Origin of the sequence: Paucibacter sp. KBW04, from assembly GCF_003852425.1 — a bacterium.
GTDB lineage: Bacteria > Pseudomonadota > Gammaproteobacteria > Burkholderiales > Burkholderiaceae_C > Paucibacter_A.
On record NZ_QAJN01000023.1, the window covers coordinates 56938 to 73716 of the forward strand.

Genomic DNA, 16779 nt, shown 5'->3' on the forward strand with positions numbered 1-16779 from the left:
CTTCTTGGGCTTGTCTCTCACAAATCAAACTTCAGTTCCGCGTGGTAGGTCCGCTGCGGATAGGGGTGGAAGGCCCAGTACTGATAGTTGTTCAGGTTGTCGATGCCACCGGCCAGTGTCCATTGCTTGTTCACCCGCCATTGCGCCCGTACATCGGTGGTGAAGAACTTGGAGAAACCCTGATAAGTGAAGCCATTGGGGTCGCTATTGTTCAGCGTGCCGTACTGCGGGCCGGAATAGCGCAGGCCGTAGCTGGCCGAAACCTCGGGCGTGACTGCATAGCTGATCAAGCCCGTGGCCCGCCATTTGGGCACGCGCGGCTGCTGCATGCCAATCGTGTCACCGGGCTTGCTGACGAAGCCGCTATTGGCCAGGATTTTGGAGTCGGCATAGGTCACGTTGCCTTGCAGCTCCAGGCCTTTGAGCCAGAGGTCGGCGGCCTGATAGGACAGCTCCAGCCCCACGGTACGGATGCGGTCGATGTTTTGCGTGCTGCTGATGGTCTTGCCCTCGACCACCGTGCTTTGCGAGTACAGCGCGTCACGGGTGTCCTCGTGGAAGAGCGTCACGCGCAGCTGTTGCTGTGTGCTGCTGGCCCACTGCGCGCTCAACTCGCTGGTCCAACCCTGCTCGGGTTTGAGGTAGGGGTTGGTCGTGGGGTCGCTCTCCACATAGACGCCAGAGGCATTGACCCCGCCCTGGAACAGCTCGCCCGCCGTGGGCATGCGCACCGCCCGGCCGGTGCTGACCTTGAGCGACCAGTCCTCGTTCAAGGCATAGCCAAGGGCCGCTTTGGGCGAGGCATATTGCTCGCTGCGGCGCTCGAAGTTGACAGTCTTGCCCGCGGCCGAGGTTTTGCTGCCATCGAGTGCGCGCCAGTCTTCCAGGCGCAGGCCGATCACGGTTTTGAGCTGGGGGCTGATGGCCCAGGCATCTTGGGCGTAGACGCTGTTCAGCTGGGTCTTGCCGCTGAAGGCGGTGAAGATGGCGGTGGGCGCGCCGCTGATCCAGTCGGCCACATCGCTGACGCGTTGCTGCCATTGATAGCGTTCTTGCTGCGCGCCCAGCTCGATCACGTGTTCACTATTGGGGCGGAGCTGGGCTTTGGCGGCCAGCGTGGTCCAGCCGGTGCCGCTCAGATCGTTGAGCCGGCCTGCACCGCCCGCCTCAGAACCCGGCCGGGCCAGCAGGGCCGAGCGGCTCTCGTCTTTGTCGTAGCTGTAATGGCTGGCGGCCAGCTCGAAGTCGAAGACGCCTTTGCTATGGCTCTTGATGGAGACGCCTTGCATCAGGTGGCGCAGCTCGTCGCGGTTCTGGCCAAAATCATTGGCGGCCAGGCTGTAGGCCTTGCCGTCTATGGCGATGGGGCTGGCCTTGGCCGTGCCGCTATTGGCTGCGGCGGCGTAGAAGGGTTGGCCCGCGGCGTCGCGCAGATAGCTCTCGCTGCTGCCCCGGCTGTTGTTGCCCCACCAGCCCAGGGTGTAATTGGCGCTGAGCACGGGGTTGATGTCATAGGCCAGCTTGAGCTTGGCGTGGTCTTGCTCTGTGCGGTACTGGGTGCCAGCGCCCAGGATCTGCCAGGGCACATTGCTCTTGTCGGCGCCCAAGATGCTGCCGTTCACCACGGTGGCCGAGGGCACGGCATTACTTGTGGAGACCGGCTTGGTGATGAAGGTCAGGGGCTGGCCATCGCTGTCCAGGTGATTGACGTTGATCCACCAGCTGAAGGCCCCGGCCCGGTCGCCCAGCGAGGCGCTGGCGTGATAGCCGCCGTAGGTCTTCTTGCTGCTGTACAGCTCAAAAGGCTGAACAAACACACCTGCCTTGGCATGGGCCTCGAAGGCTTTGGGCATGCGGGTCTGGTAGTCCACCACCGCGCCCACCGAGTTGCCGGAGTAGGCGGCGGAGAAGGGGCCGTACAGCACATCGACCCGTTCGATTTCTTCCGGCGTCACCAAGCCCCAGCGCGGGGTGAAGGTGGCGCCATTGCCCAGCAGATTGGAGAGCTGGATGCCGTCGGCAAACACAAGGGAGCGGGCGCTATTGCCCGTGCCGGAGGCGCGGGTGGACAGCACGGCGTGGTTGTAGTCGCCGATATAGCGCTTGCGCACCAAGAGGCTGGGCAGGTATTTCAGCGCATCCTCGGCGTCGGTGGCGTTGATGGTTTTGGCGATCTCGGCGGCGCTGATGCTCTCCAGCGTGGTGGGGATGTTGTTGGGCAAAGAGCTGGGCGCGCGGCCATTGATCTGCACCAGGCCCAGGCTGTGGACGGGGCTGGCGCTGTTGGCGGATTGGGCTTTGACCGCGGGCTTGGCCTCGACGGCCCCATCCCCTTCACCGCAGTCATCGCAGGCCAGGGCTTGGGCGTGGACATGGAGGGCGGCAATGGCCAGGCAGGCTTGCGCGCAGGCCAGGGCCACGCGGCGGCGCGTGGCGAAATGTTCTTGGGTTTTCATGCGCAGGGACTTTGTTCTCTGAGTGGCTGGGTTCGCCTCGCGGGAGGAGGGCGAGGGACCGAGCGGGGATGCACGACCGCGCAGCCGCTGGCTGCCGAGGTCGGGCTCGCGATGGACTCAGAGCGTCAGGGGCGGGGCGCGGGACTGGGGCGGCGCCCAGGCGTGGGCACTTTGCGGGGCGCTGTAAAAGCGCTCCGGCATGGCTTGCTGCAGGTCTGGCGGCAGCAGGGCGGCGCTGCTGGGCGCGGGGGGCGGTGCCAGGTCTTGCCCATGCAGGGCGCAGAAAGGGCAGTGCTGGAACACGCCCTCATGCTGGGCCTGCTCGCGCTGGGCCTGGCTGGTTTTGTCCAAGAAACTCGCCTGGGCCGCGCGCGGCGAGACCTGGCTGCTGCGGCAAAGCTGGCTCCACACCACGACCTCACCCCGCGCCAAGGCCAGGGCCTGGCTCAGCGTGGGCGCGAGCAGGGCCAGGGCCAAGGTCAGAAGGACCAGCCAACGGGCACTGCGGCAAGAGGTGGTGAGGGGCGATTTGCGCACGGGCTGCATTCTAGGCCGAGCTCGCGCGAGCCCGGCTGACGCAGATCAGTGATGCTTGTGCTCGTCCGCCTTGGCGGGCTTGCCGCCCAGCTGGCGGGCCTCGGCCTTGATCTCGACCGTCTCGCGCTTTTTGTCGGCGCCCTCAAACACCAGGGTCAGGGGTACGCTGTCGCCGGCGTTCACCGGGGCTTTGAGGCCGATCAGCATGACGTGATAGCTGCCGGGCTTGAGCTCCACCGTCTTGCCGGCGGGCAGCTCCAGGGCAGGCACGGCGCGCATCTTCATGGTCGTGCCTTCCATGGCCATCTCATGCACCTCGACCACCTCGGCCGCGGGCGAGCGCACCTCGACCAGGCGGCTGTCCGTCTTGGCCTTGAGCTGGAAGAAGGCGCCGGTGGCTTTTTGCTGGGCCACGGTGGCGCGCACCCAGGGCTGGCTCACTTCCACCTGGGCTTGAGCCGAGGCGGCGAACAAGCAGCCGGAGGCCAGCAGGGCGAGGGAGAGTTGCTTGGTCATTTTCTTCATGCGGAAAAGTCCTTGTGGTTTGAATCGATGAGACCGGGGCGCGCAGCGCGGCTCGCCGGCCATTGTCAGGCCGGCTTGGCCTGGGCTTGGATCTGCTGCATATGGGCCACCATCTGCTCCAGGGCCTTGCTCCAGCCCGCGGTAAACCCCATTTCCTCATGCCTTTGGCGTGCGGTCTCGTCGCGGTGTCTGGCGGTGGCGGTGTAGAGCGTGCGGCCCGGGCCCAGGGGCTTGAGCGCGATGGTGGCGGTGATGAAGGGCTCCAGGGCAGGGCGGAAGCCGGGGCCCAGCGCGTCGGTCCAGATCAGGCGCTCGTTCTCGATGATTTCCAGATAGCAGCCCGAGTGGGTGTGCTCCTGGCCCTCGGGGGAACGCATGACGGTGCGGAAAATGCCGCCAGCTTGCAGCACGATTTCGCACTCCACCGTCGTCCAAGGTGCCGGTGTGAACCAGTGCAGCAGGTGCTCGGGCTGGGTCCAGGCGGCCCAGATTTGGGCCGGGCTCAGGTCAACCTCGCTTTGGAATAAAAGATCCAGACGGGGGTCGAAGGAGAGTTCTACGCTGGGCATGGTGGGACGTCCTTGCTAGGTATGCGGCGCAGAAAACACCGCGGCAAGGCTCAAGAATATCTTGCTTGCCGCAAAGTCCGGCTTGCACCACGCCGCCTGCCGCCCCAGCCTCAGTGCAGGGCCAGGTCTTGCGCTTCGCCGGGCGCTGGCTCCAGCAGCCGAGCCCGCACATTGCGCAGGGCGAAGATGGACAAAAAGCTGGTCACGCGCGCATCGGCGGCCAGGCTCTGGCGTTCGAATTCATAGAGCTGGCGAACATCATCCAAGGCTTGGTGGGCCTGTTCGGCCAGGGCTTGCAGGGCTGGGCCGGGGTCGCCTCCGGCATTGGGCATCAGGCTCATGAAATCCTCCTGTGGAAATCTTTGAGCCTTCAGCCTACGCCGGCCGCCTGCGCCTGTCTTGCTCGCTTCGGCCTTCAATGCGGCTTCAATGACCCGCGTCAAACTTATGCCTTGTTGGGCGCGCTCAGCAATTCCAGCAAAGTGCGCGCCACCACCTGGGTGGCGCGGCGAAGATCGGCGAGGTTCAGGCGTTCGTCGGCGCGCTTGGCATGGCTCTCCAACACCGTGCGGGGCCCGGCGCCGTAGATGGCTGCCGGGATGCCGTGCGCGCCGTAGAGCCGCACATCGGTGTAGAGCGGCGTGCCTGAGCTGGGGATGGGCTCGCCAAACACCGCCTCGCCATGTTTTTGCAAGGCCGCCACCAAGGCCTTGTTGCCGCTTTGCGGCTGCAGGGCATGGGCCAGCAAGAGGCGTTTGATCTCGACCTGGATGCCGGGGAAATCGGCCGCCGCATCACGAATCAGCTTGCGTAAGGTGGCTTCCACATGGACCGGGTCTTCCTCGGGAATCATGCGGCGGTCCAGCTTGAAGGTGACGCGGCCGGGCACCACATTGGTATTGCTGCCGCCCTCGATACGCCCCACATTCAGGTAGGGGTGCTTGATGCCTTCGACCTGGGAGCAGACCTGACGATTCAAATCGTTCTGCTTGTACAGCACCTGCAAGATGCCGACCGCTGCCTGCAAGGCGTCGATGCCGCTGTCGGGAATCGCCGCATGGGCGCTTTGCCCCAGCACCGTCACCTCCATCTGCAGGCAGCCGTTGTGGGCCGTCACCACCTGGTAGCTGAAGCCGGCGGCGATCAGCAGATCGGGCTTGGTGAGGCCTTCTTTGAGCAACCAGCCCGGGCCCAGCTCGCCGCCGAATTCTTCGTCGTAGGTGAAATGCAGCTCCACCCCGCCGCGCAAGTTCGCGCCGCTGAGCGACTCCAGCGCCCGCAGGGCAAAGGTGTAGGTGGCGAAGTCGCTCTTGCTGACCGCAGCAGCGCGGCCGAAGAGTTGGCCGGCGTGCAGATCACCCACGATCTCGCCGCTATAAGGCCCATGGGTCCAGCCCTCGCCGGGTGGCACCACGTCGCCATGGGCGTTCAGCGCGATCACCGGGCCACCGGCCCCATGGCTGTCGCCGTAGCGGCGGCGCAAGATCAGATTGGTGATGCTCTCCATGCCTTGGGCTTGCACCAGCTCGGCGGGCACGGGGTATTGCTCGGCACTCAGGCCAAAGCCCTCCAACAGTTCGGCCGTGCGCCGTGCATGGGGCGCGTTATTGCCCGGGGGCGTGTCGGTAGGCAGCTGCACCAGGGCCTGCAAAAAAGCCACTTGCTCGGCGAAGTGAGCATCGATCCAGGCGTCGAGCTGGGCATTCAAATCATCAGGGCGGGTCGTCATGGCTCAGAATTCCTGGGCTAGCTGCTCAAGCAGGGTTTGCATGGCCTCGGTGGCCAATTGGGCGTCGTCATTCGTGACCGACTCCAGCGGGTTGTGGCTGATGCCGCCGTTGGCGCCGCGCACAAACAGCATGGCCTGGGGCATCAGCCGATGCAGCTGCATGGCGTCGTGGCCGGCGCCGCTGGGCAGGCGCAGCAGCGGCAGGCCCAGGGTCGCCACGGCGCGTTCCCAGCGCGCTTGCCAGGTCGGGTCGCTGGGGGCGGCGTCGGCCACCATGGTGGGTGTGAGCGTGAAGTGCAGGCCGCGCCGCTCGCAGATCTCGGCCAGGCCGGCGCGCACTTGTGCGTCGAGTGCGTCGCGTGCCGGGTTGCTGGTGGCGCGCAAATCCAGGCTGAACTCGCAGCGGCCCGGCACCACATTGATGGAGCCGGCCGGCACCTTGAGCATGCCCACCGTGCCCACGGCATCGGGGATCTGCGCGGCCGCCTGTTCCACCCGCAAGATCAACTCGGCCGCTGCCGCCGCTGCATCGCGGCGCCGATTCATGGGCGTGGTGCCCGCATGCGAGGCCTGGCCGATGATCTCGCCCAGATAGCGTCGGCTGCCGTTGATGGACGTGACGACGCCCAGAGGCAGGTCCAGCTCATTCAGCACCGGGCCTTGCTCAATATGCACTTCGACAAAGCCCAGATAGTCCTCGGCCCGGCGTTGCAAGGCTTGGATGGCCTCAATGTTTGCAGGCAGGCTGGCCGTCTGCATGGCGCTGCGCATGGGCAGGCCCTCGGCGTCCAGCGCGTCCAGCCAGGCCGGATCGAAGTGGCCGGTGAGCGCGCTGGCGGCCAGAAAGCTGGCTTGGTAGCGCTGGCTTTCTTCCTCGGCAAAGGCGATCACTTCAATGCCGAAGGGCAGGCGGCGGCCGGCCTTGTGCAACTCGCGCACGCAGGCCATGGCGACGAGCACGCCCAAGCGCCCATCGTATTTGCCTGCATTGCGCACGGTGTCGAAATGCGAGCCGGTAAGCAGGCGGCGGGGTTCTTTCTCATGGCCGTGATAGATGCCCAGCACATTGCCGACCGCGTCGATGCGGACCTCATCAAAACCGCAATCCTGCTGCATCCACCACTGCAGTCGGCGCGCCACCGTCTGGTGGGCCTCGCTGAGGTAGGTGACGGTCAGCTGACCCTGGGCGCGGAACTCGGGCTCCGAATGCACGGCCAACTCCTCCGCCCAGTCCAGCAGCAGATTGCCCAGCACCGGGGCCTGGCCAAACTTGTCGTTCAGCCGGATCTCGGCGATGCGGTGGATCTGGCGCAGGCATTCGGCCAGCTCCTGCTCGGGGTGTGAGTCCAGGCGGCGGGCGAAGGTGGCGATGATCTCGGCCTTGCTCAGGCCTAAGCCGCGCGGGCCGCGCACCGCCAGAATGAAGGGCCAGCCAAAGCGCTCGTTATAGGCTTTGTTCAGCGCATGGATGCGGGCGAACTCCTCGGCCGTGCAATGCGTCAGGCCCGCGCGGCTTTGCTCATCCGTCGATTCGGCCGTCAGCGTCTGGCTCTGCATGGCCTTGCCGGCCAACTCGGGGTGGGCGCGGATCAGGCCTAGCTGCTCCTCTTTGCTGGCGCTGCGCACCACCTCGGCCAAGGCTTGCTTGAGGCCGGCCAGGCTGTGGAAGGGCCGCTTGGCCGCGGCCCGCTCGGCGATCCAGGGCGAGTGTTCGTAGGTGCCGGCCAGCAGTTGGACAAAGCTCTCGGTGCTGGCGGTGTTGAGGTCTTGGAGGTTCACGGCAATCCTGCCCCTTCTGCTGAGTTCTCTTTTGAGGCCTGCGCCGCCGCTTTGAGCGCGTCCAGGTCCGAGGCAAGAATGGCCGGGAGATTTCGGCTGATGTGTTCGACCGGCCAATCCCACCAAGCCAGGCTTTCAAGCGCCTGCACCACCTCATCGCTGTAACGGCGCCGAATCAGCCGGGCAGGATTGCCGCCGACCACGGCATAGGCCGGAACGTCGGCCGTGACCACCGAGCGGCTGGAGATGATGGCGCCATTGCCTATCTTGACGCCGGGCATGATCAGCGCCTCAAAGCCAATCCACACATCATTGCCAACGACGGTATCACCTTTGTAGGGAAGCTCCCCCGGCTTGGGTGCAGAGGACTCCCAGCCGCCGCCGAAGATGAAGAAAGGGTAGGTGGAGAAGCCGGCGCTGGGATGGTTGGCGCCGTTCATGATGAATTTGACCCCGCGTGCGATCGCGCAGAACTTGCCGATGACGAGCTTGTCGCCGATGAAGGGGAAGTGGTAGAGCACATTGCGCTCAAAGTCCGCCGAGTCCTCGGGGTCGTCGTAATAGCTGTAGTCGCCGACGAGGATGTTGGGGTTCTTGACCGTGTTCTTGATGAAGCACACCTGCGGGAAGCCCTGCATGGGGTGCGGATTCTTGGGGTCTGGGCCGTTCATAGAGGGGTTCAAGTCCTGCTGGCTTTCTGATCCTTTGGCGGATGGCCAGAATCTAGCATCTCGGCGTCGCAGCCCGGCACGGAAGGCTCAGGCCTCGTTTGCCCTCATTGCGAGTCAGCAGTTCGCTCGCGCAGATGGAGATACAGCGTCAATGCCAGAGAAACGCCCACGCAGAACAGACCGGCGATAGGCAGCCACAAATGTTTGACGGGTTGTTGTCGCTGCTGATGTGCCATGAAGACCAGCTTCAGGCTGGCTGAGCGGAGGCCAGCTCAGACGCCGCGAGGAGGGCGGAATTGATTCGACGAATGAGTCGCCAATGCAGGATCCACAGCGCGAGTGCCAGCAAGCCAGCCAAACTGCCGATCTCATTGGGTAGCAAGGACACGATTTGGGCCGCGCACCAGCCCATGCCGCTAAGCCAGCCAAAGCTCTTGAAGGCTCGCAGCGATGCATTGAATTGCGCTTCTTGCGCCAAGGACTTGGCCACATGGGCGATGATGAAAAAGTCCTCGACGAAGTTGTAAGGCAGCAGAAACATCAGCCAGACGCTGCGCGGACTCGCGACCCGCGCGCCGGGGCGGACAAGGCTGAGCGAACGTTGCAGATCCAGGCAGTAAAAAACAATCAAGCCGAGGAAAACGGCGGCCACGATAGCGCTGCCGATGGGGCCCAGCAATTCAAGCTCCTTGAATACGCCCCCACCGACCTCAGGATTTAGAAAGGGGTAGAGCAGGGCGTAGGCGACCGGGATGGTCAGCACAATCTTGAACAAGGTGAGCGAGAGGTTTGATTTCATTTTTGAGTCCGGGCTTAGGCTCAGGCTTGGGCCGCCAAGGATGGGCTTGGGCCTCATTTCTCTCCCTGGCCTGATCACCGATAGCTTGTCATTCAAACGGTCAGCATCTGGTGTGAAAAGGCAAAGAACGACGGTGGCCGGCTTAGCGTCGCCACCAAGTCAATGCAGCCCCCAGCAAGAAAGCTCCGCCCAGCAATAGGTGTAAGAAGGCGGGCCCATGCGGCCCCATTGATTCAAATGCCCAGCTTTGTAGCCAGGCCCATTTGCCGGTGAAGGGGGGTGACTTGGGCTGGGTCCAATCGAGCCAGGCCATGAGCAAGGCCATGCCACCGAGCGAGACTAGCGCTGCAGCCCTCTCATTGGCCGTTAACGTGAATTTCACAAAGAGTGATTCTTCTTGGCCGCGCCACAGCTTCATGGGGCTCCTCGCTTGTGTTTTGTGTGAGGCATTGTGATCTGACGAGCACGATTTTTAGCCAGCGTGTTCTTCACTCCCACACAAACGCCGTCCCCGCATCAAAGGGATGCGTCGCCCGCCAATGGCGGGCAATGTCCACCCGGCGGCAGATCCAGACGCGCTCGTGTTTTTCCACATGGTCCAGGAAGCGTTGCAGGGCGCGCATACGGCCTGGGCGGCCCAGCAGGCGGCAGTGCATGCCAATGCTCATCATCTTGGGCGCTTCCTGGCCTTCGGCGTAAAGCACATCAAAAGCGTCGCGCAGATAGTGGAAGAACTCGTCCCCATGCGAAAAACCCTGGGGCAGGGCGAAGCGCATATCGTTGCAGTCCAGGGTGTAGGGTACGACGAGATGTGGCGTTAGCTGGCCATCGCTCTTGCGCACGTTCAACCAGAAGGGCAGGTCGTCGCCGTAGTAGTCGCTGTCGTACTCAAATCCGCCGTAGTCGGCCACCAGGCGGCGGGTGTTGGGGCTGTCGCGGCCGGTGTACCAGCCCGAGGGCCGCTCGCCCAGCAAGCGCTGCAAGACGTCCATGCCTTGCTCCATCTGCGCGCGCTCCTCCGCCTCGGCCATGGTCTGGTGCTGGATCCAACGCCAGCCATGGCAGGCGACTTCATGGTTGAGTTGTTGCAGGGCCTGGGCCAGCTCGGGGTGGCGCTGCAAGGCCATGCTGACGGCGAACACGGTCAGCGGCAGGCCGCGAGATTCAAACTCACGCAGCAGGCGCCAGACCCCCACTCTTGAGCCGTACTCGTAGATGCTTTCCATGCTCAGATGCCGAGCCGGGTAGGCGGGTGGGTTGGCCATCTCGGACAAAAACTGCTCCGAGCCCGCGTCGCCATGCAGGACCGAGTTCTCGCCGCCTTCCTCGTAGTTCAGCACAAACTGCAGGGCGATGCGGGCATGGCCCGGCCATTGGGCATGGGGCGGCTTTTCACCGTAGCCGATCAGGTCGCGGGGGTAGGGCGTTGAGGCGATGGGCGGTTTGGGGTTCATGGCGGTGGGTTTGCCTACACTGCGATGCAGTTTATCCACCGATGCCACCGCCTTCCTATGAGCAAACTCACCACCCATGTGCTGGACACCATGCACGGCTGCCCGGCTGCCGGCATGCAGGTCCAGCTTTATCGCCTGGCCGCCGATGCTGCGCCCGCCTTGTTGCTGAAGTCTTTGCGCCTCAACGCGGATGGCCGCGCCGACGCAGCCCTGCTGGCTGGGCCTGAGTTCACACCGGGCCGTTACCGCCTGGTGTTCGCCGTGGCCGACTACTTCAAGGCGCGCGGCGTGCTTTTGCCCGAGCCCGCTTTTCTGGATCAGGTGCCGCTGGACTTTGGTGTTGCCGATGCTTCGCTGCACTATCACGTGCCACTCTTGACCAGCCCTTGGAGCTACTCCACTTACCGCGGTAGCTGAGATGGGCAAGAGCCCCGTCGATCAAGTCTTGGCCGCCCTGGCCGATCAAGCATTGGTTTTGATCCAGGTGGATCGTGTCGAAGGCAGTGGCCCGCGTGAGGTGGGGGCCTGGATGGTCTTGGGTGAGGGGTTTTGCCAGGGCTCGATTGGCGGCGGTCAGCTGGAATTTGAGGCCATGGCCTTGGCGCGTGAGCTGCTTCTGCAGGAGAACATCGCAGGCTTTAGCCGGCGTTTCCCTCTGGGCCCCAGGCTCGGTCAATGTTGCGGCGGGGTGGTGACGCTGAGTTTTGAGCGCCTGCCCAAGGGCGCGGAGCAAAGCCAGGGTCAGGTCTTGCGGCAGCGCCTGGGCCCGGCAGCCGAGGGTTTGATGTCTGTGGCCTTGTTCGGTGGCGGCCATGTGGGCCGGGCCATCGTCGAGCTGCTGGGGCGCCTGCCTTGCCGGGTGTTCTGGGTTGACAGCCGGGAAGCGGTATTCCCGCCCGATCTGCCCGCCCATGTGCAAAGCGAGTGTTCTGAGCCGGTAGAGCGCGCGGTGGCCGAGGTGGCGCCCGGCTCGCAGGTGCTGATCATGAGCTTCAGCCATGCGGAGGATCTGGACATTGTTGCCGCCTGTCTGCGCCGCCAACGCGAGCGAGGCGACCTGGCCTTCATCGGCCTGATCGGCAGCAAGAGCAAATGGGCCAGCTTTCGCCAACGCCTCTTGGCTCGCGGTTTTGAGGAGGCCGAGCTGGCCCAGGTGAGCTGCCCCATAGGCCTGGCCGGCATCCAGGGCAAGCAGCCGGAGGTGATCGCGATTGCCGTGGTGGCCCAGCTGCTGAGCAGGTGAATTCGGCCAATCCGGTTTAAAAGACAGGCGGATTTTCCCGCCCAAATGCTTGCCCCCCAAAGTTTGAGGGCAGTCCATAATCATCTGCATCAGTGGCAACACGAGACGAGCGCGTGGACGAAGTGCACCGTCGATTGGCAGCCTTGGAGGAGGGTGAGTGGGTCGCCAAGACCCTGTCATCCTGGGTGAACACGGGTCTGCAAGCCAGCAGCGAGCAGGCTTTGGCGCAAGCCTGGGTTCAGCAGGCGCTGAGCCTGGAGGGTGTGCTGGCCGCCGCCCTGCACAAACGAGAGTCAGCAGGCTGGATTTGCCTGCACAGCCAGGCTCAGGCGACGGCGCCTACGCAAGCATGGCCCGAGGCCGTCGACACCCACGCATCCGATGAACACGCTTTTGAGCTGAGGCCCGGGCCCGGCACGGGTCAGCTGCTCTTGCAAAGCCGGGTGCCAGGTCTGAACCAGGCCGATGCGCGGCTCAGCCTGCTTTTGCAGGGGGCGCCCAGTGCCCGCTTGCAGGCCTTGTTCAAGGCGCTGCCGCAGGGCTTGCAGGCGGCCTGGCAGCGCATGCAAGAGCTGTGGGGTCTGCAGCAAGCATCGGCAAGCGGCCAAGCGCAGCTTGCCTACTGGCAGCAGGTGCTGGATCGCCTGCCCATTGCGGCCTTCTGCCTGGATGCGCAAGGGCGCTACGCCGGTATCAACCAGGCCTATCTGCAGGCTTTTGGTTCGCAGGCCCACGAGGTGCTGGGCAAGACGGTGATGGATTCGCCCGATGTGCCCGATGAGTCGCGCGAGGAGTACTTCGCCGAGGACCTACGCGTCATCCGCGAGGCCGGCACTGTGCAGCGCATATTTCTACCCAGTTATGCCGACGGCAGCTGCCACGAGACCTTGTTCCGTTCGGCCGGCTTTCATGACGCCCAAGGCCGACCGGCCGGGCTGGTGGGCTGTTTTGTCGATGTCTCGGAGCAGGTGCGGGCCGAGCAGGCCAGCGCCCAGGCGCTGCAGGATCAGCAAGTGATCTTCTCGGCGGTCAGCCTGGGCATCATGTATGCGGTGGACCGCCAGATCAAACGCTGCAACCCCATGTTCGAGCGCTTGTTTGGCTATCAGCCGGGCGAGCTGCTGGGCTGCTCCACCCGCTGCCTGTTCCAGAGCGATAGGCAGTTCGAGCAGGCCGGCATCGAGCTGTATGCGCCCATCCAGCGCGGCGGCCAGTTTGAGGGGGTGTGGCAGCTCAAGCGCAAGGATGGCTCCTTGTTCTGGGGTCGTATGTATGGCCGCGGCGTCATCAGCGAGGGGCAGATGGTGGGCAGCGTCTGGGCCTTTGAGGACGTGACCGAAGCCCGGCGCATTTCCCAGGAGCTGCAGTCGGCCAAGGAGGCGGCCGATGCGGCCAATCAGGCCAAGAGCAATTTCCTGGCGAATATGAGCCATGAGATCCGTACACCGATGAATGCCATCATCGGCCTGTCCTTCCTGGCCCTGTCCACCCAGCTGACGCCGCGCCAGTACGACTACCTCAGCAAGATCCAGCAGTCCGGCCAGCACCTGCTGGGCATCTTGAATGACATCCTCGACTTCTCCAAGGTTGAGGCCGGCCGCCTCAGCCTGGACCTGCAACCTTTTGACCTCAACAAGGTGATGGCCAATGTGCTGGACCTGGTGTCCGAGAAGGCCAGGGCCAAGGGCCTGGAGCTGGTCTGCGATCTGCCCACCGAAATCCCCAGCTGGCTCAAGGGCGACGCCCTGCGCCTGAGCCAGGTCTTGATCAATCTGGCCAATAACGCCGTCAAGTTCACCCAGACGGGTGAGATCGTCATCACCGTGCGGGTGGCCGAGCGCGCCGAGGGCGAGGTCTTGCTGCGTTTTGAGGTGCGCGACACCGGCATCGGCCTGAGCCCCGACCAGATGGGGCGTTTGTTCCAGAGCTTCAGCCAGGCCGATGGCTCGACCACCCGGCAGTACGGGGGTACCGGCCTGGGCTTGGCAATTGCCAAACGCCTGGTGGAGCTGATGGGCGGTGATGTGGGCGTGCGGAGTCATTTGGGCGAGGGCGCCACCTTCTGGTTCACCACCCGGCTGGAACTGGCCCCGGGCGAGCAAAGCCAGGCCTTGCTGGACCCCAGCCTCGGCATCAGCCTGGAGGGGCGGCGGGTGCTGGTGGTGGAAGACAACGAGGCCGCCTCGACGGTGCTAGTCTCCATCCTCAACGGTCTGGGTTTGGCCGTCAGCGCCGTGCCCACCGCCGAGCAGGGTTTGAGCGCGGTGGAAGAAGCGGCCCTGGGCGGTGAGCCCTTTGAGATCGTGCTGATCGACTGGCAGCTGCCCGGCATGGACGGCCTGGTGCTGGCCGAGCGCCTGGGCGAGTTGGCCCTGGCCCCGCGTCCGCGCCTGGCCTTGCTGACGGCTTTTGGCCGCGACGATGTGGTGGACGCGGCCTATCAGGTCGGCATCCGTGAAGTCTTGGCCAAGCCGGTCTACCCGCAGGCGGTTTTGGACAGCCTTTTGCGCTTGTTGGAGGTCAAACAAAGCCGCTCCAGCCGCGCGCCCGCGCTGGAAGGCGCGGCGGCGCAGATGGAGGCGCTCAAGGCCTTGCGCGGTGCGCGCATCTTGCTGGTGGAAGATAACCCCATCAATCAGCAGGTGGCCAGCGAGTTGCTGCGTATGGTCGGCATGGTGGTGGAGGTGGCCGACAACGGCTTGATCGCGGTGCAAAAAGTGTCGGGCACGGCCCTGGAGCCGGGGTTGGATGCGCTTGACTTCAAGCTCGAGGCCGGGCCGGCTTATGACCTGGTCTTGATGGATATGCAGATGCCGGTGATGGACGGTGTGGCCGCCGCCAGCGCCTTGCGGGCGGATGGCCGCTTTGCCGACTTGCCCATCGTCGCCATGACGGCCAATGCCATGCAGGTGGACCGCGACCGCTGCATGGCGGCCGGCATGAATGATTTCGTCGCCAAGCCCATCGAGCCCGAGGACTTGTGGCAGGCGCTGCGCCGCTGCATACGCATGCGGCCAGGCCTGGGCGAGGGCAATAGCGGCGGTGGTGAAAACACCCAGGTGTTTGGCGCCGGCTTTGCCGCCGTGCTGGACGAGCAGGAGGTGCAGGAGATGCTGGGCCTGCGCCAGGCCGTGCCTGGCCTGGAGCTGCGCCTGGGCCTGCGTCGGGCGGCCGGCAATCCGCTGCTTTATCTGGCCATGTTGAGAGACTTCTTGCTCAGCCGAGCCCAGGCCTGCAGCGAGATCGAAGCCTTGTTGCTGAAGGATCGCAAGGCCAGTGAGCGCGCCGCCCATACCCTCAAGGGCCTGGCCGGCAATATCGGCGCCAGCGCGGTGCAGGCGGCCGCGGCCCAGGTGGAGGAGGGCTTCCGGGAGGAGCTATCCCTGGTCCAAATCGTCGCCCGCATCACGCCCTTGCGTGTCCTGCTGGCTGCCTTGATCGAGGCCTTGCAAGCCGCGCTGCCGGAGGAAGGCTCGCTCACCGAATTCCGCCCGTTGGATGAAGCCGAGGTGGAGGCTCAGTTGCAAGCCCTGCAGTCCTTGTTGCAGCGCGACGACCCCGAGGCCCTGGACCATTTCAAGCAGCACAGTGCGGCCTTGCGCCCGCGCCTGGGCGAGGTGCATGCCGAGATTGCCGAGGCGCTGGATCGTTTCGACTTCGACCGCGCCAGCCACAGCCTCAAAGGCGTCTTGCAAGAGAAGCGGGCGGCGCAGGGCTGAGCGGGTCCGGGCCACAATGCTTCCTTAAGCGAGTGTGGTGTTTCACACGGTGTGAAACATAAAACCGCGTCTTTGTCCCCATGGCCGCGTTGCAAATCCTCGCCATAGCTAGGGCTATGTCTGCGGTTTGCGCCTTGCCACAGGGCCAAATCCATCGGTTTTCTTAAGTTCCACACAGCATGAAGCACCACACTAGGGGTTTCGCAGCCGGGGTGACTAACGCAAGATTCCCGCTGCCCACGGCAAGGCGCCGCGCCTTTGCCCCGGCAGGCTTGCGAAGCCAAGGCCCAGCCCCTCGCGCGGTCCCAACAGGAGAGATGCATATGGCAAGCAGAAGCAAGACGACGAGCGCCCCGGCCAAGGTGGCCACCAGTGCCAGCAGCGCGGCCGCAGCGGCCTTGTCGAAGAAACCCAAGGCCCTGTCCTTGCACATCGGTTTGAACGCCGTCAGCGCCGCGGCCTATGGCGGCTGGGACGGCCCACTGTCCGCCTGCGAGTTCGACGCCAACGATATGGCCGCCATCGCCAAGAGCAAGGGCATGAAGTCCACCGTGCTGCTGACCAAGAAGGCCACCCGTGCCGCGGTGCTGGCGCAGATGCGGGCGGCGGCCAAGGCCTTGAAGGCCGGGGATTTGTTTTTCATCAGCTATTCCGGCCATGGCGGACAAGTGCCCGATAGCAATGGCGACGAGCCCGACCACAAGGACGAAACCTGGTGCTTGTTTGATGGTCAGCTGATCGACGACGAGCTTTACTTCGAGCTGAGTGGCTTTGCCGCTGGCGTGCGCATTCTGGTGCTGAGTGACAGCTGCCACAGCGGCACGGTGACACGCGACTTCCCGCCGCCGCCACCACCGCCGGGCCAGCGCCCGCGCCTGATGCCCGATGCGGTGGCAAGGCGGGTCTACACCGCGCATCAGGCTTTCTACGACAAGATCCAGGCCGATGTGGCCAAGGCCGCCGCTGCCCGCAAAGGCCGGGTGGTCGACCCCGACGCGGCCCTGGCGCAGGTGGGTGCTGCCGCCCAGGCCACCGCCCTGGTCGGCGCATTCAAACCCTCGGTGCTGCTGATCTCGGGCTGCCAGGACAATCAAACCTCCATGGACGGCCAACACAACGGCGCCTTCACCGAGAGCTTGTTGAAGGTCTGGAACCAGGGCAAGTTCACGGGCAACTACCAGCTCTTCCATCAGCGCATCCGCGCGGGCCTGCCGCCCACCCAGTCGCCCAATTTGTTCGTGCTGGGCAGCGCGGCGGCGTTCTTGAAGCAATCGCCCTTTACCGTTTGATTTAGGCAT

General features: G+C 64.5%; 16 protein-coding genes. 4 read left to right on the forward strand and 12 right to left on the reverse strand.

The window, feature by feature from the left end; genetic code table 11:
* Positions 1 to 17: 17 nt before the first annotated feature.
* The 12 genes from DBR47_RS24050 to puuE form a co-directional block, all read right to left on the reverse strand.
* On the reverse strand, positions 18 to 2456 hold the full coding sequence (locus DBR47_RS24050; protein WP_124454966.1) for a TonB-dependent receptor: 2439 nt from the start codon (positions 2454 to 2456) through the stop codon (positions 18 to 20).
* Between the two features lie 117 nt (positions 2457 to 2573).
* Positions 2574 to 2993 carry a DUF2946 family protein gene (locus tag DBR47_RS24055; RefSeq protein ID WP_197047255.1) on the reverse strand — a complete coding sequence of 140 codons (420 nt, stop codon included), beginning with the start codon at positions 2991 to 2993 and terminating at the stop codon, positions 2574 to 2576.
* A 45-nt stretch (positions 2994 to 3038) separates the two neighbouring features.
* Positions 3039 to 3518 (reverse strand): copper chaperone PCu(A)C, encoded by a 480-nt coding sequence (locus tag DBR47_RS24060; protein WP_197047256.1) that lies wholly within the window; start codon positions 3516 to 3518, stop codon positions 3039 to 3041.
* Positions 3519 to 3583: 65 nt separating this feature from the next.
* Positions 3584 to 4087 (reverse strand): SRPBCC family protein, encoded by a 504-nt coding sequence (locus DBR47_RS24065; RefSeq protein ID WP_124454970.1) that lies wholly within the window; start codon positions 4085 to 4087, stop codon positions 3584 to 3586.
* 110 nt (positions 4088 to 4197) lie between these two features.
* The gene (locus DBR47_RS24070; protein WP_124454972.1) at positions 4198 to 4428 is read right to left on the reverse strand and encodes a DUF3562 domain-containing protein; all 231 of its coding nucleotides are present in this window, start codon (positions 4426 to 4428) and stop codon (positions 4198 to 4200) included.
* A 104-nt stretch (positions 4429 to 4532) separates the two neighbouring features.
* Positions 4533 to 5816, reverse strand: a complete 1284-nt coding sequence (locus DBR47_RS24075; protein WP_124454974.1) for a M20/M25/M40 family metallo-hydrolase — start codon at positions 5814 to 5816, stop codon at positions 4533 to 4535.
* A 3-nt stretch (positions 5817 to 5819) separates the two neighbouring features.
* Complete coding sequence (uraD, locus tag DBR47_RS24080) at positions 5820 to 7601, reverse strand: 2-oxo-4-hydroxy-4-carboxy-5-ureidoimidazoline decarboxylase (RefSeq protein WP_124455010.1); 1782 nt, start codon at positions 7599 to 7601, stop codon at positions 5820 to 5822.
* Positions 7592 to 8266, reverse strand: coding sequence for a Vat family streptogramin A O-acetyltransferase (locus DBR47_RS24085; protein WP_124454976.1), 675 nt, complete (start codon positions 8264 to 8266; stop codon positions 7592 to 7594). The genes uraD and DBR47_RS24085 overlap by 10 nt, the downstream gene beginning before the upstream one ends.
* Before the next feature lie 104 nt (positions 8267 to 8370).
* Positions 8371 to 8502, reverse strand: coding sequence for a DUF2834 domain-containing protein (locus DBR47_RS25515; protein WP_124454978.1), 132 nt, complete (start codon positions 8500 to 8502; stop codon positions 8371 to 8373).
* An 11-nt stretch (positions 8503 to 8513) separates the two neighbouring features.
* Positions 8514 to 9065: a hypothetical protein gene (locus DBR47_RS24095; protein WP_124454980.1), complete on the reverse strand. Its 552-nt coding sequence runs from the start codon at positions 9063 to 9065 to the stop codon at positions 8514 to 8516.
* A gap of 142 nt (positions 9066 to 9207) precedes the next feature.
* A complete protein-coding gene (locus DBR47_RS24100; RefSeq protein ID WP_124454982.1) occupies positions 9208 to 9483 on the reverse strand; it encodes a hypothetical protein in 276 nt (91 codons plus the stop codon).
* A 70-nt stretch (positions 9484 to 9553) separates the two neighbouring features.
* A complete protein-coding gene (puuE, locus tag DBR47_RS24105) occupies positions 9554 to 10519 on the reverse strand; it encodes an allantoinase PuuE (RefSeq protein WP_124454984.1) in 966 nt (321 codons plus the stop codon).
* Between the two features lie 57 nt (positions 10520 to 10576).
* Here puuE and uraH point away from each other — a divergent pair, with 57 nt between their 5' ends.
* The 4 genes from uraH to DBR47_RS24125 all read left to right on the forward strand — a co-directional run bounded on the left by uraH (position 10577) and on the right by DBR47_RS24125 (position 16770).
* Complete coding sequence (gene uraH, locus DBR47_RS24110; RefSeq protein WP_124454986.1) at positions 10577 to 10936, forward strand: hydroxyisourate hydrolase; 360 nt, start codon at positions 10577 to 10579, stop codon at positions 10934 to 10936.
* 1 nt (position 10937) lies between these two features.
* Positions 10938 to 11762 carry a xanthine dehydrogenase accessory protein XdhC gene (gene xdhC, locus DBR47_RS24115; RefSeq protein ID WP_124454988.1) on the forward strand — a complete coding sequence of 275 codons (825 nt, stop codon included), beginning with the start codon at positions 10938 to 10940 and terminating at the stop codon, positions 11760 to 11762.
* Positions 11763 to 11854: 92 nt separating this feature from the next.
* The gene (locus DBR47_RS24120) at positions 11855 to 15481 is read left to right on the forward strand and encodes a response regulator (protein WP_124454990.1); all 3627 of its coding nucleotides are present in this window, start codon (positions 11855 to 11857) and stop codon (positions 15479 to 15481) included.
* A gap of 323 nt (positions 15482 to 15804) precedes the next feature.
* Positions 15805 to 16770 carry a caspase family protein gene (locus tag DBR47_RS24125; RefSeq protein ID WP_124454992.1) on the forward strand — a complete coding sequence of 322 codons (966 nt, stop codon included), beginning with the start codon at positions 15805 to 15807 and terminating at the stop codon, positions 16768 to 16770.
* Positions 16771 to 16779 lie beyond the last annotated feature (9 nt).